Annotated in this window: 21 protein-coding genes; 10 read left to right on the top strand and 11 right to left on the bottom strand. The window is 68.2% G+C overall.

Annotated features, from left to right (window positions below):
- Nucleotides 1-145 precede the first annotated feature (145 nt).
- A complete protein-coding gene (locus tag ACFVW8_RS06545; protein ID WP_389686694.1) occupies nt 146-838 on the bottom strand; it encodes a TetR/AcrR family transcriptional regulator in 693 nt (230 codons plus the stop codon).
- 140 nt (nt 839-978) lie between these two features.
- Here ACFVW8_RS06545 and ACFVW8_RS06540 point away from each other — a divergent pair, with 140 nt between their 5' ends.
- Genes ACFVW8_RS06540 through ACFVW8_RS06530 form a run of 3 tightly spaced genes read left to right on the top strand, consistent with a single transcriptional unit; the run spans nt 979 to nt 4,023 of the window.
- Nucleotides 979-1,332 carry a type II 3-dehydroquinate dehydratase gene (locus ACFVW8_RS06540; RefSeq protein ID WP_389686692.1) on the top strand — a complete coding sequence of 118 codons (354 nt, stop codon included), beginning with the start codon at nt 979-981 and terminating at the stop codon, nt 1,330-1,332.
- A complete protein-coding gene (locus ACFVW8_RS06535; protein ID WP_389686690.1) occupies nt 1,329-2,204 on the top strand; it encodes a shikimate dehydrogenase in 876 nt (291 codons plus the stop codon). The genes ACFVW8_RS06540 and ACFVW8_RS06535 overlap by 4 nt, the downstream gene beginning before the upstream one ends.
- A gap of 19 nt (nt 2,205-2,223) precedes the next feature.
- The gene (locus tag ACFVW8_RS06530) at nt 2,224-4,023 is read left to right on the top strand and encodes a TIM barrel protein (RefSeq protein ID WP_389686688.1); all 1,800 of its coding nucleotides are present in this window, start codon (nt 2,224-2,226) and stop codon (nt 4,021-4,023) included.
- A gap of 98 nt (nt 4,024-4,121) precedes the next feature.
- Here the strand turns inward: ACFVW8_RS06530 and pqqE are convergent, their stop codons facing one another.
- From pqqE to ACFVW8_RS06480, 10 genes are all read right to left on the bottom strand, one after another.
- The gene (pqqE, locus tag ACFVW8_RS06525) at nt 4,122-5,228 is read right to left on the bottom strand and encodes a pyrroloquinoline quinone biosynthesis protein PqqE (RefSeq protein WP_389686686.1); all 1,107 of its coding nucleotides are present in this window, start codon (nt 5,226-5,228) and stop codon (nt 4,122-4,124) included.
- Nucleotides 5,225-5,497: a pyrroloquinoline quinone biosynthesis peptide chaperone PqqD gene (pqqD, locus tag ACFVW8_RS06520; protein WP_389686684.1), complete on the bottom strand. Its 273-nt coding sequence runs from the start codon at nt 5,495-5,497 to the stop codon at nt 5,225-5,227. Before pqqD ends, pqqE begins: the two co-directional genes overlap by 4 nt.
- A complete protein-coding gene (gene pqqC / locus ACFVW8_RS06515; protein WP_389686682.1) occupies nt 5,494-6,252 on the bottom strand; it encodes a pyrroloquinoline-quinone synthase PqqC in 759 nt (252 codons plus the stop codon). Before pqqC ends, pqqD begins: the two co-directional genes overlap by 4 nt.
- Nucleotides 6,249-7,145, bottom strand: coding sequence for a pyrroloquinoline quinone biosynthesis protein PqqB (pqqB, locus tag ACFVW8_RS06510; RefSeq protein WP_389686680.1), 897 nt, complete (start codon nt 7,143-7,145; stop codon nt 6,249-6,251). Before pqqB ends, pqqC begins: the two co-directional genes overlap by 4 nt.
- An 11-nt stretch (nt 7,146-7,156) precedes the next feature.
- Nucleotides 7,157-7,300: a pyrroloquinoline quinone precursor peptide PqqA gene (pqqA, locus tag ACFVW8_RS06505; protein WP_389686678.1), complete on the bottom strand. Its 144-nt coding sequence runs from the start codon at nt 7,298-7,300 to the stop codon at nt 7,157-7,159.
- 284 nt (nt 7,301-7,584) lie between these two features.
- Nucleotides 7,585-8,499 carry a ThuA domain-containing protein gene (locus ACFVW8_RS06500; protein ID WP_389686676.1) on the bottom strand — a complete coding sequence of 305 codons (915 nt, stop codon included), beginning with the start codon at nt 8,497-8,499 and terminating at the stop codon, nt 7,585-7,587.
- Between the two features lie 232 nt (nt 8,500-8,731).
- On the bottom strand, nt 8,732-10,882 hold the full coding sequence (locus tag ACFVW8_RS06495) for a PQQ-binding-like beta-propeller repeat protein (protein WP_389686674.1): 2,151 nt from the start codon (nt 10,880-10,882) through the stop codon (nt 8,732-8,734).
- A 177-nt stretch (nt 10,883-11,059) separates the two neighbouring features.
- Complete coding sequence (locus ACFVW8_RS06490; protein ID WP_389686672.1) at nt 11,060-11,902, bottom strand: citryl-CoA lyase; 843 nt, start codon at nt 11,900-11,902, stop codon at nt 11,060-11,062.
- On the bottom strand, nt 11,899-13,098 hold the full coding sequence (locus tag ACFVW8_RS06485) for a CaiB/BaiF CoA transferase family protein (protein WP_389686670.1): 1,200 nt from the start codon (nt 13,096-13,098) through the stop codon (nt 11,899-11,901). The genes ACFVW8_RS06490 and ACFVW8_RS06485 overlap by 4 nt, the downstream gene beginning before the upstream one ends.
- 55 nt (nt 13,099-13,153) lie before the next feature.
- Complete coding sequence (locus ACFVW8_RS06480) at nt 13,154-13,921, bottom strand: IclR family transcriptional regulator (protein ID WP_389686668.1); 768 nt, start codon at nt 13,919-13,921, stop codon at nt 13,154-13,156.
- 211 nt (nt 13,922-14,132) lie between these two features.
- On the opposite strand from ACFVW8_RS06480, the gene ACFVW8_RS06475 reads away from it, so the two are divergent.
- The 7 genes from ACFVW8_RS06475 (at nt 14,133) to ACFVW8_RS06445 (ending at nt 23,950) form a co-directional block, all read left to right on the top strand.
- On the top strand, nt 14,133-15,635 hold the full coding sequence (locus ACFVW8_RS06475; protein ID WP_389686666.1) for an aldehyde dehydrogenase family protein: 1,503 nt from the start codon (nt 14,133-14,135) through the stop codon (nt 15,633-15,635).
- Complete coding sequence (locus ACFVW8_RS06470) at nt 15,632-17,380, top strand: thiamine pyrophosphate-binding protein (RefSeq protein ID WP_389686664.1); 1,749 nt, start codon at nt 15,632-15,634, stop codon at nt 17,378-17,380. Before ACFVW8_RS06475 ends, ACFVW8_RS06470 begins: the two co-directional genes overlap by 4 nt.
- Before the next feature lie 5 nt (nt 17,381-17,385).
- Nucleotides 17,386-18,540: an ABC transporter substrate-binding protein gene (locus ACFVW8_RS06465; protein ID WP_389686662.1), complete on the top strand. Its 1,155-nt coding sequence runs from the start codon at nt 17,386-17,388 to the stop codon at nt 18,538-18,540.
- Nucleotides 18,541-18,591: 51 nt separating this feature from the next.
- Nucleotides 18,592-19,461, top strand: a complete 870-nt coding sequence (locus tag ACFVW8_RS06460; RefSeq protein ID WP_389686660.1) for a branched-chain amino acid ABC transporter permease — start codon at nt 18,592-18,594, stop codon at nt 19,459-19,461.
- Entirely contained in the window at nt 19,458-21,293 is a 1,836-nt protein-coding gene (locus tag ACFVW8_RS06455) for an ATP-binding cassette domain-containing protein (RefSeq protein WP_389686658.1), read from the top strand. Before ACFVW8_RS06460 ends, ACFVW8_RS06455 begins: the two co-directional genes overlap by 4 nt.
- On the top strand, nt 21,290-22,042 hold the full coding sequence (locus tag ACFVW8_RS06450; RefSeq protein ID WP_389686656.1) for an ABC transporter ATP-binding protein: 753 nt from the start codon (nt 21,290-21,292) through the stop codon (nt 22,040-22,042). The genes ACFVW8_RS06455 and ACFVW8_RS06450 overlap by 4 nt, the downstream gene beginning before the upstream one ends.
- A 198-nt stretch (nt 22,043-22,240) precedes the next feature.
- A complete protein-coding gene (locus ACFVW8_RS06445; protein WP_389686654.1) occupies nt 22,241-23,950 on the top strand; it encodes an FAD-dependent oxidoreductase in 1,710 nt (569 codons plus the stop codon).
- The last annotated feature ends 91 nt before the right edge of the window (nt 23,951-24,041 follow it).

Genomic DNA, 24,041 nt, shown 5'->3' with positions numbered 1-24,041 from the left:
TTCGGAGTTGGCGTGGCCTTCTCCCTCCCTGGGGTCACGCCCAGAGGTGACCGTTGGCCATTGCAACTTCATCGAGCGTGTCTCCCGGTGGTCCCTCGGCCGGCTGCGTCGATGCCGAAGAACGATGGTGCGAGTCGGGCCCGGGTCAAGGGCAAGGGCCGGCGGTCATCGGACCATGGGGTGTGGACGGTGCGGTGAGGTAGGCGATGATCATGTCTGCGAGCATGTTCCGGTAGTGGTCCCGGCTGTCCTGGGCGACCAGGTCGCGGCCGAACAGTGCGCCGAATGTGTGCCGGTTCGATACGCGGAAGAAGCAGAAGGAGCTGATCACCGCGTGTACGTCGATGGCGTCGACCTCCGCGTGGAAGAGCCCCGCTTCCCGTCCTGACCTCAGGATGCGCTGTAGTACCCCGGCCGCGGGAGAGCCGAGCCGGCTCAACTTCTCGGAGCCGATGATGTGTTCTGCCTCGTGGATGTTCTCGATGCTGACGAGCCGGATGAAGTCGGGATGCGCCTCGTGGTGGTCGAACGTCAGCTCGACCAGTCGGCGGGTGGCGGCGACGGGATCGAGGTGTTCGACGTCGAGTTCGCCCTCCAGTTGGCGGATCTCCGAGTAGGCCGCTTCGAGCACCGAGGTGAAGAGCTGTTCCTTGCCGCCGAAGTAGTAGTAGATCATCCGCTTCGTCGTGCGAGTGAGGGCAGCGATCTTGTCGACCCGCGCGCCTGCGTAGCCGTCCCGGGCGAACTCTCTGGTCGCCACCGTGAGGATCTCTGCCCGGGTGCGAGCCGCGTCGCGCTGACGCTCGGCGGGCGGCGCTGACTTCTGGGCGCTGGACATGCCCTGCTCCTCCGGTGCGTTGTGAGTGTCCCGTGATTGTAGGAGCGGGGCTGTGTCCGGATCCTTCGGTGCGAGGGCTTCTCGTCGTGCCCCACCCTTGCTATAAGTAACGTACTGGTTCGTACATTACTGGAGGTGTGATGGACCGGATCCCCATGCGGGCGATCGTGAGGGCGCTCGTTCTCGACGGGCCCGGCCTCGATCTGCTCGGCACTCGAGAGTCGGCCCCCTGCAGTAGCGTCGGCCTCGTCGATGTGGAGAAGCTCTGCCACCGGACCGCAGCCGCACACGGACTGGAGGCCGACCCCAGGCAGAGCAGCCACGAAGGCTGCCTCGTCGACGTCGTCCTGACGGGTACTCATCTCCGTGGGGAGTCCCGTCACCGCGGCTACGTGGCGGGCGCGGCGGACGCGGTGATCTGCGGTGCGGGACCGGGCGGGGACGTACGCGCGTTGACGAGCCACGCGGGGTTGTTGGGTGGCGCGTCGCGGTGACGGCGGGTGCGTACCTTATCGGGCTGATCGGCGCGGGCATCACCACGTCGCTCAGTCCCGCTCTGCACGAACGCGAGGCGGACCGGCAGGGGCTGCGATACCTGTACAAGCTCCTCGACCTGGATGCCTTTGGTGCCGGCCCGGAGAGGGTGGGCGACCTCGTGCATGCGGCCCGCGACCTCGGGTACAACGGGCTCAACATCACCCACCCCTGCAAGCAGACCGTCATCCCGTACCTGGACGCCCTCGATCCGCAGGCAGAAGCGCTCGGCGCCGTGAACACGATCGTCTTCCGGGACGGACGGGCCACCGGGCACAATACCGATGTCACCGGATTCGGTGCGGCGTTCGCCCGGGGGCTGCCCGATGCTTCCACCTCACGCGTGGTCCAGCTGGGAGCCGGTGGCGCCGGGGCGGCCGTCGCCCACGCCATGCTCACCCTGGGCACCGGACACCTGACCCTGGTCGACACCGACGAGGCGCGTGCCCGGTCGCTCGTGGCCTCATTGAACGCCATCTTCCCCAAGAAACCGGTGGTTGCCGGTGCCCCGCGGGACCTCGCCCGGGAACTGGCCCACTGCGACGGCCTGGTGCATGCCACCCCGACCGGGATGAGTGCGCATCCCGGCATTCCGTTCGCGCCCGAACTCCTCCACCCGCGGCTGTGGGTGGCGGAAGTCGTCTACCGGCCGTTGGAGACACGGCTGCTCGCCGAGGCGCGCGCACTGGGCTGCACCACGCTGGACGGATCGGGAATGGTCGCTCTGCAGGCCGCGGACGCTTTCCGGTTCTTCACCCGATGCGAACCCGATGTGGAACGCATGCTCGCTGATGTCGCCGACCTCGTAAGGGTCCCGGATCCACGCAGCTGAAGCCAGAAGAAGGATCACGATGCGTACGTCCATCGCCACTGTCTCGGTCAGTGGAACGCTGACCGAGAAGCTCAATGCCGTGGCCCGTGCGGGGTTCGACGGTGTGGAGATCTTCGAGAACGACCTGCTGGCCAGTCCGCTCACGCCCGAACAGATCAGGGCGCGGGCGGCGGACCTGGGCCTCGAACTCTTCCTTTACCAGCCGATGAGGGACGTCGAAGGGCTGTCCGCCGACGCCTTCGCCCGAAGTATGCGCCGGGCCGAGCACAAGTTCTGTGTCATGCGTCGACTCGGCGCCGACACCGTGCTGGCGTGCTCCAACGTCTCCGCGCACACCCGCGACGACGATGCTCTTGCCGCAGCTCAACTGCGTGAACTGGCCGAGCTGGCGGACGAGTACGGGATCCGCGTCGCCTACGAGGCCCTTGCGTGGGGGCGTCACGTCAACACGTATGACCACGCCTGGCGCATTGTCGAGGCAGCGGACCATCCTGCTCTCGGCGTCTGTCTGGACAGCTTCCATGTCCTGGCCCGCGGCGGCGACCCCGCGGGCTTCGCCGCGCTTCCCGGAGAGAAGATCTTCTTCGTTCAGCTCGCTGATGCCCCGCTCATGGGGATGGACGTCCTGCAATGGAGCCGCCACTACCGGTGCTTCCCCGGCCAGGGTGACTTCGACCTTGCGGAATTCGTTCGGTCCGTGGTGCGGACCGGATACGACGGGCCGCTCTCGCTGGAAGTCTTCAACGATGTCTTCCGCCAGGCGGACTCCGGCCGTACGGCCATCGACGCGCGGCGTTCCCTCACTGCGTTGCAGGAAGCCGCCGGAGTACTTGAACTTCCCGCAGCTGCCGCGCCCACCGGTATTGCCTTTGCCGAACTGGTCACCATGGACACGGAGCCGGTCGCCTTGCTGCTCCAGGCGCTGGGATTCTCCCGTACCGGAAAGCACCTCTCCAAGCCCGTAGACCTCTGGGAGCAGGGTGCCGCGCGTGTCCTGGTGAACACCGAGCCCGCCACCGGCGGCAGCGGGCCACGTCTCGCGGCCCTCGGCATCGAGTCACCGGACCCCGGGGCTGCGGCCAAACGGGCCGAGTCGCTCGGGGCGCCGGTTCTGCCGCGCCGTCGCGCCCGCACGGACGTCCTGCTGGAGACGGTTGCCGCTCCCGACGGCACCGAGCTGTTCTTCTGCGCATCCGGCCGGCACGACCTGCCCGACTGGCTGGACGACTTCGCCCGCCTAGCGGATCCTTCGTCGCGTTCCGGGCCCATCACGGGTGTCGACCACGTTGCCCTCACCCAGCCGTGGCACCAGTACGACGAAGCCCTCCTCTTCTACCGCAGTGTGATCGGGCTCCAGCCGCACGGTGGCGTCGATGTTCCCGACCCGTACGGCCTGCGGCGCAGCCGGGCCGTCAGCAACCAGGACGAATCGGTGCGCATCGCGCTGAGCATCGACCCGGCGCCGGGCGCCTCTCATCGCGCCTCCCAGCACATCGCCCTGGCCACCGACGACATCGTCGGTGCCGCGCGGTGGGTCGGCGGCACGGGACATGTCCTGCCGGTCCCCGACAACTACTACGACGACCTGGCCGCGCGCCATGTCTTCGGGCCCGGCGAACTGCGGACCTACCGTGAGCTGTGCATCCTCTACGACTGCGACGAGCGTGGCCAGTTCCGCCACTTCTACACCACGACCATTGGGGATGTCTTCTTCGAGGTCGTCCAGCGCGACAACGACTATGCCGGCTTCGGTGAGCAGAGTGCCCATGTGCGGCTGACCACCCAGCACGCTCAGCACGGTTCGCGTAGATGCCATTGATGCGGGTGAGCACCGGGTCATCGACGGGTCGAACGTGCGGAGGGCGATGATCACAGCCTCTGCGCGCCGCTACTGACCAAGTGCAACCGTGTCAGGGCTCAGACGCGGGAGGCGGACCGATGGCCGGTGGTCGGACGGCGGGGAACCAGATCGGTCACCTCGCCGGGAGCGGAGAGGGTGAGGGCCGTCAGTGCCGTGTGGTCGGGGGAGAGGGTGCAGGCCGGGTCGGTGCGTGTGGCGTCGCCGGTCAGGGCGAAGGCCTGGCACCGGCAGCCGCCGAAGTCCTGGTCGCGTCGGTCGCAGGTCCGGCACGGAGAGCGCATCCAGTCGGTTCCTCGGTAGAGGTTGAACGCCTTGGACTCCTCCCATATCCAGCGCAGCGCCCGGTCCTTGACGTTGGCCGGGTCGAGCCCCGGCAGGGTGCCTGCCGCCGGGCAGGGAAGGACCGTGCCGTCAGGGGTCACGGTGAGGGAGACAGCTCCCCACCCTCCCATGCAGGGTTTGGCCACTCCGTCGAAGTAGTCCGGCGCGACCCAGACGATCTCCAGGCCTCCCTCCAGCCGCTCCCGCCATCTGTTGACGGACTCGACCGCACGGGCCACCTGGTCACGGCCAGGCATCAACGCTTCCCGGTTGAGCAGGCCCCATCCGTAGAACTGGGTGTTGGCCAGCTCGATCCGGTCCGCACCCCAGCGCAGCGCGAGTTCCACGAGGCCGTCGACGGCGTCCAGATTGTGCCGGTGAAGTACGGCATTGACGCCCAGGGGCAGCCCGGCCCCGGTGACGAGTGCTGCCGCGGCCTCCTTGGCGGCGAACGCCCGGCTTCCCGCGATACGGTCCGAGGCGGCGGGTTCCGCGTGCTGGACGGATAGCTGGACGCTGCGCAGTCCCGCGCCGGTCAAGGATCGGAGGCGGTCTTCGGTGAGCCCTGAACCGCTGGTGACCAGCTGGGTGTAGATGCCGGATTCCTCCGCGCCGGTGACGATGGTCTCGAGGTCCTTGCGGAGCAGCGGTTCGCCACCGGAGAGGTGGGTCTGCAGCACGCCGAGCTCCGCCGCCTGGTGAAACACGTCCACCCATTGCTCGGCGGCCAGTTCGTGGGAGCGGCGGGTCAGTTCCAGTGGGTTGGAGCAGTAGCCGCAGTGCAGTGGACAGGCGTGCGTCAGCTCTGCCAGGAGTCCCCAGGGGGGCGCGATCGTGCTCACCGGATCCAGCCTTCCTTGTGCATCCGTTCCACGAACGGACCCACTTCTGCGTTGACGGGAGCTCCGGGAAAGCGCGCCCGCAGCTCTTCGGCGATCCGGGCGACCGTGCGCGTGCCGTCGCACAGTTCCACCACGTGACGGGCGCTGCCCGTCAGTACGACCACGCGCTCGGGCATCAGCAGGACGTGATGACCGCGCGCCCGGTCGTGTCGCAGGAGGACGCCGGGTGCCGGCCGCGGGTACCAGTGGTCCGGATCGGAGGTGGTCACGGTGTGTTCCCCGGTCGGCTTCCGTGCTCCACGGCATCGAGCAGGGACCACAGAATGTCGCACTTGAAGGAGAGGGCCGACAGGGCTGCCAGTTGTCCGGAGCGGGTCCGCGCCCAGTCGGTGACCCAGGTCAGGGCCTCAGCCCCGTCACGGCGTCCCTGTGGAACCCTGCTGCGGAAGTAGGCGAGGCCCTGTTCGTCGATCCAGGGGTAGTAGCGGGGGAAGGTCTCCAGGCGGGTCAGCATGATGTTCGGCGCGCACAGTTCGGTGAGCGAGGACGCCACGGCTTCCGGAGCGGGGCTCAGCCGGCAGAAGTTCACGTAGCCGTCGACGGCGAAGCGCACCCCGGGGAGGACGGACTCGCCCGATTCCATTTCCGCGCGGTCGACGCCGACGGCCTCGCCGAGCCGCAGCCAGCGCTCGATGCCGCCTTCGCCGTCCTCGATGCCGTCGTGATCCTGGATCCTGCGCAGCCAGGAGCGCCGCATGGCCGGCTCGGGCAGCTTGGCGAGGATCAGCGCGTCCTTTACCGGGATACTCCGCTGGTAGTGGAACCGGTTGACCACCCAGGTGCGGAGCTCGGCGGGGCTGAGCCCGCCCTGGTGCATCCGCACGTTGAACGGGTGGGTGTCGTGGTAGCGGCTCCGCGCGAGCTCCCGCAGTTCGTGTTCGAACGCGGCAGGTGCCAGCGGGCTGTTGTCCGGCTGTGCGGCGGGAGCTGTGGCCCGGCCCGGACGCGGGGGTGCGGTTGTCATAGTTCGATCACCATGCCGTCCTGTGCCACTTCGAGCCCTCGCTCGGCGAGGACGCCGTGCTGGGGGGCGGAGGGGTCGACGAGAGGGTTCGTATTGTTGAGGTGGGTATAGAGGCAGCGGGCCGATAGCTCTGCCAGCCACCCGGCCGTGCCACCGGGGCCGTCGACGGGCAGATGGCCCATCCCGGTGGAGGTCCGTGCCGAGATACCCAGCCTTCGCGGCTCCTCGTCATCCCAGAACGTCCCGTCGACGAAGACGCAGTCGGCCCCGGCGGCTTCCTTCGCGAAGCCCTCGGTCCAGACTGCGAGCGCTGGTGCGTAGAGCGCCGTCGTCCCGCCGGCGGGGTCGTGGAGCCGGGCAGCGACCACCCAGGAGTCGTCCTCCAATGCATCGGAGGCGTACCGGGGGCGCTTGGTGGACAGGGGGACGGCGGACACCTCGATTCCGGCGGTCACCGCCGGGGTCTGCCCGGCCGGCGGCAGATCGTGCCAGGTGATGGAGGTGTACGGCGTGAGTACGGTGTCCAGGGCCAGTCGTTGGCGCAGTGCCTGCCGGACGGGCGCGGTGGCGAAGATCTCCAGGTGGTGCGCCTCGCGCAATCTCAGAAGGCCCAGCGTGTGGTCGAGTTCGGCGTCGGTGAGGAGGATCCGGACCAGGGGGGTGCGCTCGCCGCCGGCTCCGGGCCGGAGTTCGGGGTGCGCTTCCATCTGTTCCGTGATGTCGGGGCCCGCGTTGATGAGGAACCAGGAGGACTGGCCGCTACCGAGAACGGCGAGGGAGTCGTGGCTGCGGCGCCGGTCGGGGTGGGCGCGTGCCCCGGAGCATCCGGGGCACGCGCAGTTCCACTGCGGAACTCCTCCACCAGCTGCCGTGCCCAGCGTGAGCACCAGCATATGGGCGTCTGCTAAAGGTCGTTGAGGTAGTAGGCGGTGACTTCCATGCCGGTCTCGATGACCGTGAAGTCCGGGGCGGACCAGGTGGCCACGGCCGTGGTGCTGGACGTGGCCTGGTCCTGCGGTGCGGGTGCGGGTGCGGTGGATTCAAGCATGGTCGAAATCCCTTCGGGTGAGGCGAGATCGGTGATGGGCGGGGCGCCTTGCGGCGAGCGGGCGGGGCGGGAGGATCCTTGCGCAGCACGGCTGGGGACAACCCCGGGATCCGTTGTGCGGTTCTTCGGTCCCGCCAGGTGGATTGCTCCCTACGCTAGACATGGCGGAGAGCAGTGGCAAGAGGCGCGAACGGGCAGATCCACGCGGTTGCGGAGGACGGTTTCGGATCGCGGGCACGGCGCCGCGTCGTAGGGCGGACGCGGCGCGGAGCCCGGGGCCGGCACTACTTGCAGAAGGGCTTGATGCCCGAAACCGACTGGATGCCGCCCACGATCAGCTTCTGGAACTCGGCCGCGCCGGCGAACGAACCGTCCGTGGTGAATTCCTTGGCGTCGTGGCCCAGCGTGGTCACCCAGGACTTGCCACCGTCGTAGTACTGGCACCAGGCCACCGCGTGGTTGTCGCCGTGTCCGGGGTGGTTGTAGTTGCCGGTCACGCCCTTGGCGAGGGTGCTCTCGTCGACCTTGGCGAGCACGCGCACCTTGGTGGGGGCGGGCGCCAGGTTGTACCACTCATCGGTGAAGTTCCACCGGGCCGGAAGCCCCTTGGTGGAGACGTCCTTGCGCTCGACGGTCTGAACGGTGCCGGGCTGGGAGGCGCCGTGGTCGTAGAAGTTGGCGTTGCCCAGCAGCCCCTCGTACCAGGGCCAGTTGTACTCGGTGCCGAATGCGTTGTGGATGCCGACGAAGCCGCCGCCGCCCCGGACGTACTGCCGCAGCGATGTCTGTGCGGCGTCGTCCAGTGCGTCCCGGCTGGTGGAGAAGAACACCACCGCGTTGTATTTGAACAGGGTGTTGGGGGAGGCGAGTTGGCTGACGTCCTCGGTGTAGTCCACCTGGAAGCCGCCGGTCTCACCCAACTTGATCATGGCCTTCTGGACCACGTTCGCGTCGGTGAGCGGCGGGTTCAGGCCGGCCGCCAGGGCGGGCCCGAGATTGGCGTGGCGAGGGCCGGCCGTGCGGGTGTACAGCAGGATCTTGTGGCCCTTGGCGGGATCGAAGTTGCCCCAGTCGTGGTAGCAGTCGGGGTCGAGACCGCGGCAGACGCCGTAGTCCGGATCGCCCAGTTCCTTGGCGCCGGTCCCGGTCCGCCCGTGGGCGACGCTGAGGGTGCCGGTGGCGATGAGTGCCACGACCATGGCAACGGTTATTCCCAGTGTGGCGAGGACAGCCGAGCGTGTGCTCAGGGCTCTCGCTCGCAGTGTTCTTCCTGACATGGTTTTTCCTTCTCTTGTCGAGGACACGCCGCGCAGGCGGCACGCCGGAGAGAGGTGAGGGGCCCGGGCGGGGGCGAGGAAGCACCGGTCGGGCATCCGCCCCGGCCCGGAGGGCAGCACGGGAGGGCGGTCGGCGCTACTTTCGAAACACGCCCTAGGAGATGACGATCTTGCCCGTGCTCTGCGGGGAGATCGGGTCGTTGTAGAAGTACTCACCCGGCGTGTTGAAGGTGTGGGTGTACGACTCACCAGGCATCAGCAAGCCGGTGTCGAACTCGGCCTCGAAGAACGCGACGGCGCCGTGGGCGGACTTGTTGGCCGCTGGATTGGTGAAGGTCACCGTGGTGCCGTGGGGGACGGCGAGGTGCTGTGGGGACATGGCGTTCTGTGACACCAGGTTTTCCGCGGCCCCGGGCGCGTTCTTCGTGCTGTCCCAGACGCGGCCCAAGGTGATCGTGTTGCCGGCGGTCGCGCCGCTGACGGCTGCCGCGCGGATCTGGTTGCGCTTGGACGGGGGAGTGGGTGCGGCGGCCGGGCCGACCTTGCCCCCGACCTTGAATGCCCACAGGTGATCGCCGCGCGGGATGTCCGGGTAGGGCAGCCCGTTGCCGCCGGCGAGCACGGCCACGTACTGCTCACCGTCGATCTCATACGTCATGGGGCTCGTGTTGACGCCCGCGCCGCACTGCCAGGTCCACAGCTCCTCGCCATTGGAGTCGTCCAGGGCGGTCAGGACACCGTCGGGACGCCCCTGGAAGAGCACGCCGCTCGCGGTGCTGAGGACGCCGTTGCCGTGCGCGAGCGACCAGTCGCCCTCTCGTCGCCACGAGACCGTGTTGGTGCGGGGGTCGACCGCCACGACTCCGCCGGCGAAGTACTCGCCGAGCGGGCGGGCGGTGTTGACCCGGCCGTCGTGGGTGTTGGAGTAGGCGGAGTTGATCAGCCCGTAGCCGACGTAGACCAGCCCCGTGCGGTGACTGAAGGACGGGGAGGACCAGTCCGCACCGCCGCCTGCCCCTGGATACAGGATGGTGGGCCGGTCCCAGTGCACCTCGAACAGGCCCCCGGTGGCGTAGAACGGCACCGGGCGGGTGGCCTTGTCGATGCGTGGCTCGGTCTCGACGAAGGGCTCACCGCCCGGGAAGGGCTGGGTGGGAGAGGTCTTCTGCGCCGCGTGCTGCGGCACCGGCCGCTCCTCCATGCCGTGCACCGGGTCGCCGGTCGAGCGGTCGAGGATGTAGTACATGCCCGTCTTGCTGCCGTACACGACGACCTTGCGCTTGCGCCCCTTGATCTGGATGTCCGCGAGCACGGGCGACATGACGCCGTCGTAGTCCCAGATGTCGTGATGCACGGACTGGAAGTGCCAGCGCCGCTTCCCTGTCTTGGCATCGATGGCCACCAGGCAGTTGGCGAAGAGGTTGTCCCCGCCACGCGTGGAGCCGTCGGTGCGCGGATAGGGGTTGCCGAACGTCCAGTAGACGAGGCCGAGTTCGGGATCGACAGCGGGATGGATCCAGCAGACCGCGCCCCCCGTCTTCCAGGTGTCGCCCTCCCAGGTGTCATGGCCGAACTCGCCGGGGCCGGGTGCGCCCCAGAACGTCCAGACGACTTCGCCGGTCGCGGCGTCCAGGGCGTAGCCGCGCCCTCGGGCGCCCGCGGTGCTGCCCTGCGTGCCGACGTAGATCAGGCCGTCCCAGTAGACGACTGCCCCGGCCAGGCTGCCCTTACTGCCGCCGCACTGGCCGCTGGCCGGGTCGCAGCCGGGATCGCCCTGGTCCTCGATGAGCATCTCCCTGGTCCATACGACAGCGCCGGTGCGCTGGTTCAGGGCGTAGATGATGTTCGCGCCGGAGATGGTGAAGGCGAGCCCCTGGCCGAGGGCGACCCCGCGCATGTTGGTGGTCTCGGTGCCGACGCTCGTCTTCCATTTGACCGCGCCGGTACGGCCGTTGACGGCGAAGATGTTCTGCTGGGTGGTGGCGACGTAGAGCACACCGTCCTGTGCGACGACGGCGCACTGCTGGGCGCGGCCGGTGTCGCCGCCCTCCAGATTGATGTGCCAGGCCCCGCCGAGCTGCTTCACGGTGCGCGGGGTGATCTTCTTGAGGGATGAGTAGTTCTGGTTGGCCAGGTTGCCTCCGGCCTTGGGGAAGTTCTTCGCTGTCGCCTCGAACGCCTGCCGGGGGACGGGCGTTGCCAGGGTGCCCGTGGGCGCTTCAGCAGCCTGGGCCGGTGAGTTGAGAACTGCGATGCTCGCGGTCGTGCCGGCCGCGGCTGTGGCAAGAAAACTGCGTCTGTCCATGAACCCTCTTCCGTGGCATGGCCCTGCCGAAACCCAGTGCCTGATGGCCCGATGGGCGGCGAGGGTGGGAAAGAGCGGGAAGCTGATCTTGGTCCGCTGTGCGGTTTGCTAGACCCGCATGGTGGTCGCCGTGAGGCGCTTCCATACGTTAAGGACGTGGCAGCGGCCTGACAAGGGTCACGACGCGGATTCCTCGTGGGCAGGCGGATCGACAGGGTGCAGGCGGGCGGGCAGGACGGATCGCGGGATGGGGCCCTTGTTGCGTCGGCCCTGCCCGGTCTCCTCCCAGGCGTGGGCCAGGATGCCCACCGACCGGCTGATGACGAACAGGCCCCTGGCCAGCGGTGCGGGGAAACCGAGCTCGGCGTAGATGACGGCCGTGGCACCGTCGATGTTCATCGGAACAGGACGGGCGCCGGCACGGCGCTGCCGCAGGGCGCGTTCGACGGCCAGAGCCGCCTGCAGGTGGTCGCCCGCCACTACCCCGGCGGCCACGGCCTCCTCCGTCAGCCTCAGGAGTGGATCGCGGCGGGGATCGACGGGATGGAAGCGGTGGCCGAAGCCCGGGAGATAGCGGGAACGTGCCTGGCGCAGCGCCATGACCTCGGTGGCGGCCGCGTCCCAGTCCCGGCCCTCCATGTGAAGGGAGCGGATCTCCTCAAGCATGTCCACACACTGCTGGCCTGCTCCGCCGTGGATGTCACCGAGCATGTTGACGCCGGTGGCGATCGCGTTGTTGAGTCCCACCCCGCAGGTCGCTGCCATACGCGCGGCGGCGATCGAGGGCGCCTGGGGCCCATGATCCACGCCCGCCACGAGCGCCGCTTCCAGCAGGGCGGACTGACGTGGCGACGGAAGGTCTCCGCGCAGCAGGAGCCACAGGGTGTCCACCAGGCCGACCGACCCGATCAGGCCCTGCACGGGCCGGTCCCGCAGCTCGATGGAACCGGGCTCGATGTGGCTGACGGCGGTGGCCCACCACTGTGCCGCCTCGTCGTGGGCGGATGTGGACGAACTCATGAGCCTGTCGCCTCCTTCGCGGCGGTGGCGGACCAGCGTGATGCGAGCTCGTCCCGTTCATGGTTGTGCTCACCCAGCAGTGGAGGCGGAGTACGGGGCAGGAAGGCCTCTCCGTCGAAGAGCACCCCGCTCCCCAGTACGGGCAGGGCGGTGCCCGAGGCATCGGGCCTTCGGAGTTCGGCGATGAATCCCCGGTATCGCAACTGAGGCTGGGAGAGAGCCTGAGGGACGGTGAGGACGCGCGCCGCAGGTACGCCCGCGGCGGTCAGCAACTGTTCCCACTCCGCCGCCGGGCGTCGTGAGAGCGCATGGTTGAGAGCGGAGTTGAGTTCCTCACGATGGGCCTTGCGGCCCTCCCGCTCGATGAAGCGGGGATCGGTGACGAGCTCAGGAGTGCCGACAAGCCGGCACAGGGTCTCGAACTGACGCTGCTGGTTGGCAGCGATGTTCAGTGGTGCGTCCGCCGTCCGGAAGGTGCCGGAGGGCGCGGCGGTTACGTTCTGGTCGCCCATCGGCTCCGGGGGAACTCCGCTGACCATGTAGTTGGAGACGGCCCATCCCATGGCTGACAGCGAGGTCTCCAGCATGGAGACGTCCAGCCGGCTGCCCTGTCCCGTGCGTTCCCGGTGCAGCAACGCGGCGCTGACCGCGAGGGCTGCGGACAGTCCGCCGGTGGTGTCACACACGGGGAATCCGACCCGCAACGGGGCGGTTTCGGCGGTGCCGGTCACGCTCATCATCCCGGAGAGCCCCTGGATGATCTGGTCGTACGCCGGTGCGTCACTCATCGGCCCGCTCTGACCGAAGCCGGAGATGGAACAGCAGATCAGCCGGGGGTTGATCCGGTCGAGGCGTTCCTGGTCGTACCCCATCCGGGAGAGCACACCGGCGCGGAAGTTCTCCAGGAGCACGTCGGCGCCGGCGAGCATCTCCTCGAAGACCTCGCGGTCGGCCGGGTCCTTGAGATCGAGTTCCACGGACTTCTTGCCGGCGTTCTGCGCCAGGAAGGAAGCCCCGATGCCGGCGCGGTTCAGGTCGGCGTCGGGGCCGAGGTTCCGGGCCAGATCGCCCTGTCCGGGGCGCTCGATCTTGATGACCTCCGCCCCGAGGAGCATGAGGTGGTAGCTGCAGTACGGCCCTGCCAGGACGTTCGTCAGGTCCAGAACTCTTATGTCGTCGAGCGGTCGCACATCCATGGATGGTGTCTCCTCACGCGGTGCCGCGGGACGGCACCGCTTTCCGGCACGGTGGTCAGCCCCGAGGTCCCAGGGGGTGGTCGAATCCTTGCGACATGATCTGCGCGGCCACCTGCATCAGGTCCTGAGCGAACTCGTCGATTGCGTCCTGCGTGATGCGGGCGCTGGGGCCGCTCAGGGAGAGCGCCGCAACGACCGTGCCGGACGAGGTGGTGAGGGGTGTGGCTACCGCCGTGAGACCGACGTCGCGCTCGCCGTGGCTCACCGCGTATCCCTGCGCGGCGACCTGATCCGCCCACTCCCGCAGGCGCTCGGCGTGCGGTTTGCCATGGGGTGAGGCCAGCGCGATCCGCTGCAGCAACGCGTCGCTCGCGCCGCTCAGCAGCACTTTGGACGAAGCGCCTGCCCACAGCGGCAGTTCATCGCCCACTCGCACCACATGGCGCAGCGGCTGGGGGCTTTCCTGCTGAGCTACGCAGACGCGGTGGATGTCGCGCCGGATCATTACGTTGGCTGTCTCGCCACGCCGGTCCGCGAGATCTCGCAGGAGCTTGATCGTCTCCTGCGGCAGCTCCCAGCTCTGATGAGCGAGATGCGCCCAACGCCACAAGCCCGGCCCTGCCGCGTATCCCGCGTCCGTGGACCACAACAGCCCGTATCCCTCCAGTGTCTGCACCAGCCTGACCACAGTTGTCTTCGCCAGGCCGGTCGCCTCCACCATCGTCTTGAGCGAGACGACGGGCTGGTCCTCGGTCAGCAGCGACAGGATGTCCAGGGCTCTGCGAACGCTGCGTACGCCGCCAGGTCCTTGATCGGAATCCATGATTCCTCCTTCGTGGGGTCTGTTCCGGAGTGCCTGTCAGAGATACACCAGGACGACGGCGTGTCCATTCGGTGGCACCGATTCGGTGCGAAACCTGAAAATTCAACTTGTTTCGTCCGGGCTATTGCCAAGCCCAACCGGCGCCCGTACGTTACACGCCAGTCCACAAGGCGGTCTACGCAAACCGCTAGATGGCTTGACTGGAGACGTGATGCTGGAAGTCATCCTCAAATCCGTCGCCGATGCGGATGTCGTCGACGCACTGCCCTTCCTGGCGGGTACATGGTCCGGTGACGGGCCGGCCGCGGAACGGAGCGGGCCATACCTGCGGCGCACCGTCAGCCGGGCTACCACTGCCCTGCCCGCAGAGATCGACCGGGCCGTCGACGATGCCCGGCGCTACGCTCCTCAAGTTGGCACGCTCGCCCCGGCGGCGCGGGCCGAAATCCTGCAGCGCGCCTCAGTGGCCGCGCTGGCCCACCGCGACCAACTGGCCCGGCTGCTCGCCCTGGAGCTGGGGAAGCCGGTCAAGGACAGCCGCGTCGAGATCGAGCGGGTCGCCTCGACCTTCGAGGTCTGCGCGGCCGAGGCCCGGCGCATCGACGGGGAGACCCTGCCGGTCGCGGGCTGGAACACGGGTGTCGGCAACAGCGCCTTCACCTACCGCGCGCCTGCCGGGGTAGCCCTGGCGATCACTCCCTTCAACGCACCCGCGAACCTGTTGGCGCACAAGCTCGGCGCCTCGTTCGCCGCGGGCAACACCACCCTCGTGAAGGCTCCGCCGCAAGCGCCCGCCATCTCGGCAGCTGTGGTGGCCCTGCTGCTGGACAGCGGCATGCCCTATCAGGCGGTTCAGCTGCTGCACGGCGGGGCAGACGTCGGCGCCGCGCTGTGCGCGGCCACCGAGGTCGACGTCATCAGCTTCACCGGGAGCGCCGCCACCGGAGCGGCTGTCGCACGCGCCGCCGGCGCCAAGCGTCTGGCCCTCGAACTCGGCGGCAACGCCGCCACCATCGTGTGCGAGGACGCCGTCATCGAGTCAGCGGCCAAGACCGCGGCGCGCACCGGGTACAGCAACTCGGGGCAGAGCTGTATCTCCGTCCAGCGCGTCTACGTGCACCGAAGCCGCTACGCCGACTTCCTCGACGCCTTTGCCGCCGCGGTCGACACCCTGGTCATCGGTGACCCCATGGACCCGTTGACGGACATCGGGTCCATGGTCGACGAGGACGCGGCCGAGCGCGTGGTCCGCTGGTCCGCGGAAGCCAGTGAACTCGGCGCCTCGGTGCTGCGTGGCGGCACGCGTGACGGAGCCACCGCGGCCCCGACGATCATTGCCGGACCGCCGGCGAATGCCTCGGTCGTCGTCCACGAGGTGTTCGGCGCGCTCGTCGCGGTCATGCCGTACGACGACTTCGACACCGTCATCGATGAGTGCAACGCCAGTCGTTACGGGCTGCAGGCGGGCCTCTTCACCCATGACATCAACCGCATCTTCACCGCCTGGCGCCGCCTGGAGGTGGGCGGACTCATTGTCAACGGCACCTCGAACTACCGCCTTGACCACATCCCGTTCGGCGGGGTCAAGGACTCGGGGTTCGGACGCGAGTCGCCGCGCTGGCTGATCGACGACTACACGGTCGTCAAGACCCTGATGCTCCGCGGCCTGTCCATCTGGGGCGATCGCCACGACCTCACGAAAGGGAACCAGTGACCACCGTCACCGCAGCTGAAGCCCTCGTCACGCAGTTGGAGTCGTACGGCGTCGAGTACGTGTTCGGGACGTGCGGGCACACCAATATCGCGCTGCTCGATGCCCTCGGCCCCAGCTCCATCCACTTCGTGATGGCCCGGCACGAACAGGCCGCGGCCCATGCCGCCGACGGCTACGCTCGCGCCTCCGGCAAGCCGGGCGTACTGCTCACCCATGTCGGCCCGGGCATGATGAACGCCGTCACGGGTGTCGCCACCGCGGCCATGGACTCCGTGCCGCTCGTGGTCATCTCCGGTGACATCCCCTCCTATTACTACGGTCGTCATCCGCACCAGGAGGTCAACCTCCATGCGGACGCCGACCAGACCGCGATCTACCGGCCCTTCTGCAAGCGCGCCTGGCCCGTCCAGCGCACCGCCGACCTGCACCGGACCATGGAGCGCGCGTTCTGGACGGCGACTTCGGGCCGTCCCGGCGCCGTACTCGTCAACGTCCCCATGGACCTCTTCTCACGGCAGGCCGCGCCGTATCTCCCCGGATCGCACTCCATACCCGACAGTTCACTTCCCGGCATTGCCGAGGAGGCCGCACAGCGCATAGCGCAGGCGCTGGTGGACGCGGAGCGGCCGCTGATCTACTTCGGCGGCGGGCTGCGCACACCGGAGGCCAAGCAGTCGCTGCTCAGCCTTGCCGAGCATCTCGACATCCCGCTCGCCCACTCCCTCATGGGCAAGGGAGTTGTCCCCGACAGGCATCCGCTGCTCCTGGGCATGCCCGGTTTCTGGGGACTCGACTCGACCCATGCCCACACCAAGGACGCCGACCTCGTGCTGGCCCTGGCCACGCGCTTCGCGGAGACCGACGCCAGCTCGTGGGAGCCCGCCTACACCTGGAACTTCCCGCCGAGCAGGCTCATCCAGATCGACATCGACCCGGCGGAGATCGGCCGCAACTACCCGGTCGAGATCGGGGCGGTGGCCGACGTCGGCCACTCCGTTCGCGCCATCGACGCGGCCGTCCGTGTCCTGCAGCCCGAGCGCACGCACCGGCCGGGGCTGCGCGAGACGATCGCGGTCAGCCGTGCCGAACTCTTCGACACGGCAGCGGACAACGGCGCGAGTGACAACTTCCCACTGCGGCCCCAGCGCATCCTGGCGGACCTGCGGGCAAGCCTGCCGGCTGATGCCATCCTGGTGACCGACGTCGGATGGAACAAGAACGGCGTCGCGCAGTCCTACGACCTGCCGCCCGAGGGCCGGTTCATCACACCCGGCGGAGCGTCCACCATGGGCTTCGGTCCCGCCGCCGCCGTCGGCGTACAGATGGCACAGCCACAACGCACCGTCGTCGCCCTCATCGGGGACGGCGGGATGAGTGCCCAGCTGCCGGCCGTTCCGATGGCAGTGGAGCAGGGCCTGCCCGTCATCTTCGCCGTGATGAACAACCGTGCCCACGGCACCATCTCCGACCTTCAGCGCTCCAACTACGGCCGGGGGTACGGCTGCGACTTCACCGGACCTGACGGCCGGCCCTACAGTCCCGACTTCGCCGCGTACGGCAGGTCCTGCGGGGCCGACGGCTACGAGGTGTCCACCACCGAGGAGCTGGCAAAGGTCCTCGCCACCGCGGTGGAGCGACGACGGCCCGCCGTCATCGACATCCCCATGGTCAACGAACCGGTCCCCACACCAGGCCACTGGAACATCAACGACATCTACAACGGCGACTTCCCCGACGAAGGATGAATCCCATGCACGCAAAAACCCGAAGCACCTTCAGCATCCCGGCCGCCGCGCTCGGCGTGCTCCTCGCCGCGTCCGCGTGCAGCGCCCCCGGCGACTCCGGTTCCGACAGTGCCAGTGACAGCGGACCCATCAAGATCGCCGTGGTGAACGCCCAGAGCGGCCAGCTCGCCTCGCTGGGTGACTGGGAGGCCAAGGGTGCCAAGCTCGCGGTCGAGGAATGGAACAAGAAGGGCGGCATCGACGGCCGCAAGATCAAGCTGACGGTCTTCGATGACCAAGGCGACCCGACCACCGGCACCAACATCGCCCGCAAGCTGGACAGCGGAAACTACACCGCGATGATCGGCACAGCGGAGAGCGCCGTCACGGTCGCCATGGCGCCGATCCTCAGGCAGGCGGAGATCCCCAACATCGCCTCCGGCCAGGCCACCGCCCTCGTCGATGTGAAGAGCCCCTTCCTCTTCCTCAACGGCCCCACCAGCACCACCTACGACTCCACACTGGCCGAATACCTGGTCAAGACCAAGAAGTTCAAGAAGATCGCGGTGATCTCGAACAACGGGTCCTACGGGAAGGGGGAACACGACGCCTTCTCCGCGATACTCAAGAAATCGGGCGTCACCCCGGTCACCGACCAGGTCGTCACCACGGACCAGAAGGACTTCAGCGCCGCCCTCTCGCGTATCCGCCAGGCCAAACCCGACGCAGTCTTCATCGGCTCCGAGGAGGTGGAGGCCGGCCTCATCGTGAAGCAGGCGCGTGACCTCGGCATCACCGCTCCGTTCGCAGGCGCGGCCCCGCAGGGCACCCCGGTCTTCATCGACACCGCCGGCGCCGCGAACGCCGAGGGCACCATCGTCAGTTCCCCCTACCTGAGCAACGAGATCAGTGACGCCGGCCGCGCTTTCGCCAAGGCCTACAAGGCCAAGTACGGCAAGGAGGCCGAACTGCACGGAGCCAAGTCGTACGACGGAACCAACATCGTGCTCACCGCGCTGAAGAGCAGCGGCGTGGCGAAGGGCAAGAAGCTGGCCGACGAGATCCGTGCCACCAAGTACGCCGGCCTGCTGGGTGACTTCGCCTTCGACGAGACGGGCGTCGGAATCTTCAGGACCACCATCGGAATCATCAAGAACGGAAAGCTCTCCGCAGCTCAGTAGCCAGCCCGTCGAGCCGAGAGCCGGGCTCCGCACCGGCATCAGGGAGCCACCATGCAAGTAACCCTGCAGACCCTCGTCGGAGGTCTCAGCCTCGGAGCGATCTACGCGCTGATCGCTGTCGGATTCTCCGTCGTCTACCGCACCATGGGCCTGGTCAACTTCGCGCACGCCGACGTCGCGATGATCGGCGCCTACGCCGCCTCCACTTTCTACCTCACGACGCACGTTCCATTCATCGCGGCCGCCGTCATCTCCATCGTCGTCACGGGCATCATCGGTCTGGTCATCGAGCGGGTCCTGCGCCCGCTGGAGAACAAGGACTTCGACCTGATGCTGATCGGCACCATCGGCTTCGGGACCGTCCTCCAGGCGGCCGCCACACTCATCTGGGGCACGACCGGGCGTGCCATGCCCTCGCCGATCACCTCCGGCCCGATCGACGTCATGGGGATCCGCATCCGCACGTACGACCTGATGGTCATCGCGATCACCGCGGTAGCCGTGGTCCTGCTCACGCTGTTCCTCCAGCGGACCAAGCCCGGCGCGGCCATGCAGGCGGTGGCCATGGACCACGAGGCCGCCACCGCGGTCGGTATCCACGTGGGCCGGAGCAACGCGCTCGCCTTCGCGATCGGCGCCGGCATCGCTGCACTGGCCGGCAGTCTCGCCGGGCCCATGCTCTATGTGGACGCCACGCTGGGCGGCGCCCTCGGTGTGAAGGGGTTCGCCGCGGCGATGCTCGGCGGGTTCGGCAGCATTCCAGGGGCGGTGGTGGGAGGCCTGGCCATCGGCGTACTGGACTCCTACGCAGGGGACCACTTCCAGGGGTACTCCGTCCTGGTCACCTTCCTGGTCTTCACCGCGGCCATCATGATCCGCCCGACCGGAATCTTCGGCGAAAGGACGGTGAGCCGGGCGTGAACCTCCTCAAATCCAAGCCGGCGCTCATTCTGCTGGCGTGCGTTGTCGCGTATGCGCTGCCGTACGGTCTGAACGGCTACTCGATGCATGTGGTGGACATCGCGATCATCTTCGCCCTCCTCGCCATCGGGATGGGCCTGGTCATGGGCGTCGCGGGTCAGATCAACCTGGCCCAGGTGGCCTTCTTCGGCGTCGGCGCGTACACCACCGCCATCCTCACCACCCACTCCGGCTACGGCTTCTGGACCGCCGCGATCGTCGGGCTCGCGGCCACTGTCCTGGTGGGGCTGCTGGTGGGGCTGCCGGCGTTGCGCATGCAGTCCCACTACCTCGGCATCGTCACGCTCGGCCTGGCACTGGGATTCGTCAACTGGATCACCAACGCGGAAATCACCGGGGGAGCGGACGGCATCTCGGGCATTCCGGTGCCACCGCTCTTCGGGATCGACCTCGCCGACGAGTACCTCTACTACTACCTGGAGATCGTGGTCTTCGGGATCGCTCTGGCCTTCGGCACCTTCGTCGTACGGACCAGGCTCGGACGCAGACTCCGTGCCATGCGGGACGACGCCCTGGCCGCCGGCGCCATGGGAGCGGAGATCCCACTGCTCCGGATGACCGCCTTCATGCTCGCCAGCGTGTACGGAGGCGTGGCCGGCATTCTGTACGCGGGCCTCATCCGGTACGTCGCCCCCGAGACCTTCAGCCTCACCAACATGTTCCTGCTGCTGGCCATGGTCATCATCGGCGGCCGACGCAGCCTCATCGGCTGTGTTGTCGGCGCCGTCGGTCTCGTACTGATCCGTGAGGCACTCGTCGACTTTGCGGTCTACGCGCAGCTCGGCTACGGCATTGTCGTCGTCCTCATGGTGGTCTTCGCCCCCACCGGACTGGCCGGTATCCCGGAGCGAATCCGACAGGCCGTCAGCCGCCGGAGGAAGAACGAGGATGTACGGGCCGCCGAGCTGGGGCCCTACCTGCCCGACGCCCTCCCCGTTGATCAGGCACCCGGCCACGGAGCGAACAGTGGACCGGCACTGGAGATCAGCCACATCACCAAGCGGTTCGGTGCGCTGGCCGCGCTCGACGACGTCACCCTCACCGTGCAGTACGGCGAGATCCGCGGCATCGTCGGTCCGAACGGGTCAGGCAAGACGACTCTGTTCAACGTCATCAGCGGCCTTTACCGGCCTACGGACGGCCGAGTCGCGGCATCCGGCCGCGACGTCAGCCGGGCACGGCCGTACCGGCTCTCTCTCTGGGGGATGGCGCGGACGTTCCAGAACCTGCGCCTGTTCTCCCAGATGACGGTCCGCGAGAACATCCTCGTTGTCCTCGACCGGTCCCGCACCACGACGGTTTGGCAGTATGCCGTGTGGCCCGTCGGCGTCCTTTCCAACGAACGCCGCCTGCAGGCGGAGGCGGACCGAATCCTGAAGGTGTACGGGCTCACCGCCTTCGCGGACGCGCACCCACAGTCGCTCCCGTACGGCATCCAGCGGCGGATCGAGATCGCGAGGGCCATGGCGGGACGGCCGCGCTTGCTTCTTCTGGACGAGCCGGCGGCCGGTCTGAACGGCGAGGAGGTCGGCCAGCTCTCGGCGATCGTGCGCTCCATCCGTGACCAGGGCGTCACCGTCGTACTCATCGAACACAACATGGGACTGGTCATGTCCCTGTGCGAACGGATCACCGTTCTGGCCGCCGGCACCGTCATCGCGGAGGGGACACCGGCCGAAGTGGCGGTGACCCCTGAGGTCATCGAGGCGTACCTCGGCGACTCGGCGCCGGTCGACATCCCCGTTCCCGCCGCACAGGAGATACCGCGATGACCCCGAAAGCCGGCGGACCCGCCGCACCGAAATCGGACACCGACCACCTCTCCGTGACCGACCTGACCGTCCACTACGGCGGAGTCTGCGCGGTCAGGTCGGTCGCGCTCAGCGTCGCGCCCGGTGAGTCCATGGGCATCATCGGCTCCAATGGAGCCGGCAAGACTTCCACCCTCAAAGCTCTCATGGGGCATATCCCGCGCACGAGCGGGAGGATCACCCTCGGTGACACCGACCTCAGCACCGTACGAGCCCGCGACATGGTCCGCCACGGCGTGGGCTACGTACCGGAGGGCCGCCATGTGTTCGCCGGGCTCTCCGTCGAGAAGAACCTCCTGCTCGGCGCCTACCACCTGTCATGGAAGGGCGAGACACGAGACACCCTCGCCCACGTGTACGACCTCTTCCCCATCCTGCGGGACTTCCGCAATCGTGCCGCCGGAGACCTGTCCGGCGGCCAACAGCAGATGCTGGCCATCGGCCGGGCACTCATGTCCCGGCCCAGTCTCCTGCTGCTGGACGAGCCCTCCATGGGTCTCTCGCCGAAACTCATCGAGAACGTTCTGGAGATCCTCGTACGACTGCGTGGCGACGGACTCGGGATTCTCCTGGTCGAGCAGAACGCCAAACTGACGTTCGGGGTGACCAGTCACTGCCTTGTCATGGAGAACGGCTCCGTCGCCATGGCGGGCACGTCCGAGGAGCTCGCCCACGACGAGCGGGTCCGGCAGATCTACCTCGGGCTGTGAGTGGGCCTGACCCGAGCGCGATCCGCGGTACCGGCGGAATACACGTCAGGACCGACCCTCGATCAGCCGCCGGGCAAGCGGCTGGTCGAGGTACGGCCGCACGTTCGGCCGCCATGTGAACAGGCTCGTCCTCCACTCGATTTCGCCACCGTGGTTCGCCGTTTCCCACCACATCAGTACCTCGATAGGAACCTCACCATGACCGACCACTGGGATCACCAGGTCGACCTCCTTGTCGTGGGCTCCGGTGCGGGTGGCCTCGGATCCGCTGTCGTCGGTGCGCAGGAGGGTCTCGGCGTCCTCGTGCTGGAGAAGAGCGAGTGGCTCGGTGGCACCACCGCGTACTCGGCCGGCACGGTCTGGGCTCCGGGCCACCGCTACCAAGAGGACCCCGCCGCGGACACCGCCGCGGCACGGGACTATCTGGACGCCCTGGTCGGTGACCGTGCTCCGATGGAACTGCGAGAGAGCTACCTCGGACACGCACCCGAGATGATCGACTACCTGGAACGGGCAGGTGTCGGTTTCTGGCACTCCGCGAAGGCCGTTGACTACCACCCCGAGATTCCGGGCTACGGCACCGGGCGGGCTCTCGAACCTCACACCTTTGACGGGCGCCGACTCGGCAGAGACCGTTTCGGCCGGGTCCGCCGTCCTGTAAGGGAACTCGCCCTCTTCGGCGGCACCCTCATGGTCCGCCGCTCGGAGGTGAACGAACTCCTCACCGTCTTCCGCGGATCGGCGCGCGGCATGACGCTCGCGCTGCGCCTCGGTGTGCGTTGGGCAGTGGACAGGCTCCGCTACCCCCGGGGCACCCGGCTAGCCATGGGCAATGCCCTGACAGCGAGCCTCTATCACCAGCTGCTGAGTCGTGGGGGCGACGTATGGTTCACCGCGCAGGCCACGGAACTCGTCGCCGACGCGACCGGGCGCGTGGTGGGCGCGGTGGTCTCGAAGCGCGGGAGAACCGTCCGGATCGCCGCTCGGGCCGGCGTCGTCCTTGCCGCCGGCGGATTCTCGGCCAGCCCTGAACTACGTGCCCGCCACCTGCCCGTGCCCACACCGCAGTTCACGCCTGCGGCAGAAGGGGCCAACGGCGACTCGATCGCTCTCGCTCAGGCGGTGGGCGGAGCGCTTGGGGAGTCCAGCGGCGACAACGCCCTGTGGTTCCCGAGTTCTCTGGGCCGTCGCCGGGATGGTTCCACCGCGGTCTTCCCGCACATATGGGACCGGGCCAAGCCGGGTATCGTCGCGGTCAACGCCGCAGGACGCCGGTTCGTGGACGAGGCGGTGTCCTACGACCGCTTCGTCCGGGCCATGTATGCAGAGCATGCGTCCGTACCGACGATCCCGGCGTGGCTCGTCACCGACGCGCGAGCCCTGGCCGCGTACGGACTCGGCATGATCCACCCACACACCCCACGCCCTCTTCTCAAGCGGCACCTGCAGTCCGGCTACCTGCGTACGGGAAAGTCCGTCCGTCAGCTCGCCGCTGCGATCGCGGTCGACCCCGCCGGTCTCGCGCGCACCATTGTCGACAGCAACCGCTATGCCGCTACTGGTGTCGACGAGGAGTTCGGAAAGGGCGGACACCCCTACGGACATCAGTACGGCGATCCTTCCCACACGCCGAACGTGAACCTTGGCCCCATCGAGAGAGCGCCCTATTACGCCATTGCCGTGGTTCCGACCCCACTGGCGACCTCGCTGGGCCTCACGACCGGCCCGCAGGCTCAGGTCCTCGCGGAGGACGGCACGCCGGTCCGCGGCCTCTACGCCTGCGGCAACGATGCGAACTCGCCAATGGCATCGGAGTACCCAGGAGCGGGGTGCCAGATCGGCGGCGCTCTCACGTTCGGCTATCTTGCCGCCCGTCACGCGGCCCGCTCGCTGCCCCAGCCCGAGTGACCCTTCCTGACGGCGCAGCTCTTCATCGAGGGCTGGGACAACTTGCGCCGACCGCACAGCAGTCCCGGCTGCCGCAGCCCGGCCGAGTGCG

It is taken from the genome of Streptomyces sp. NPDC058221 (assembly GCF_042882365.1).
Lineage (GTDB): Bacteria > Actinomycetota > Actinomycetes > Streptomycetales > Streptomycetaceae > Streptomyces.
This window is presented reverse-complemented; position numbering and strand designations above follow the sequence as displayed.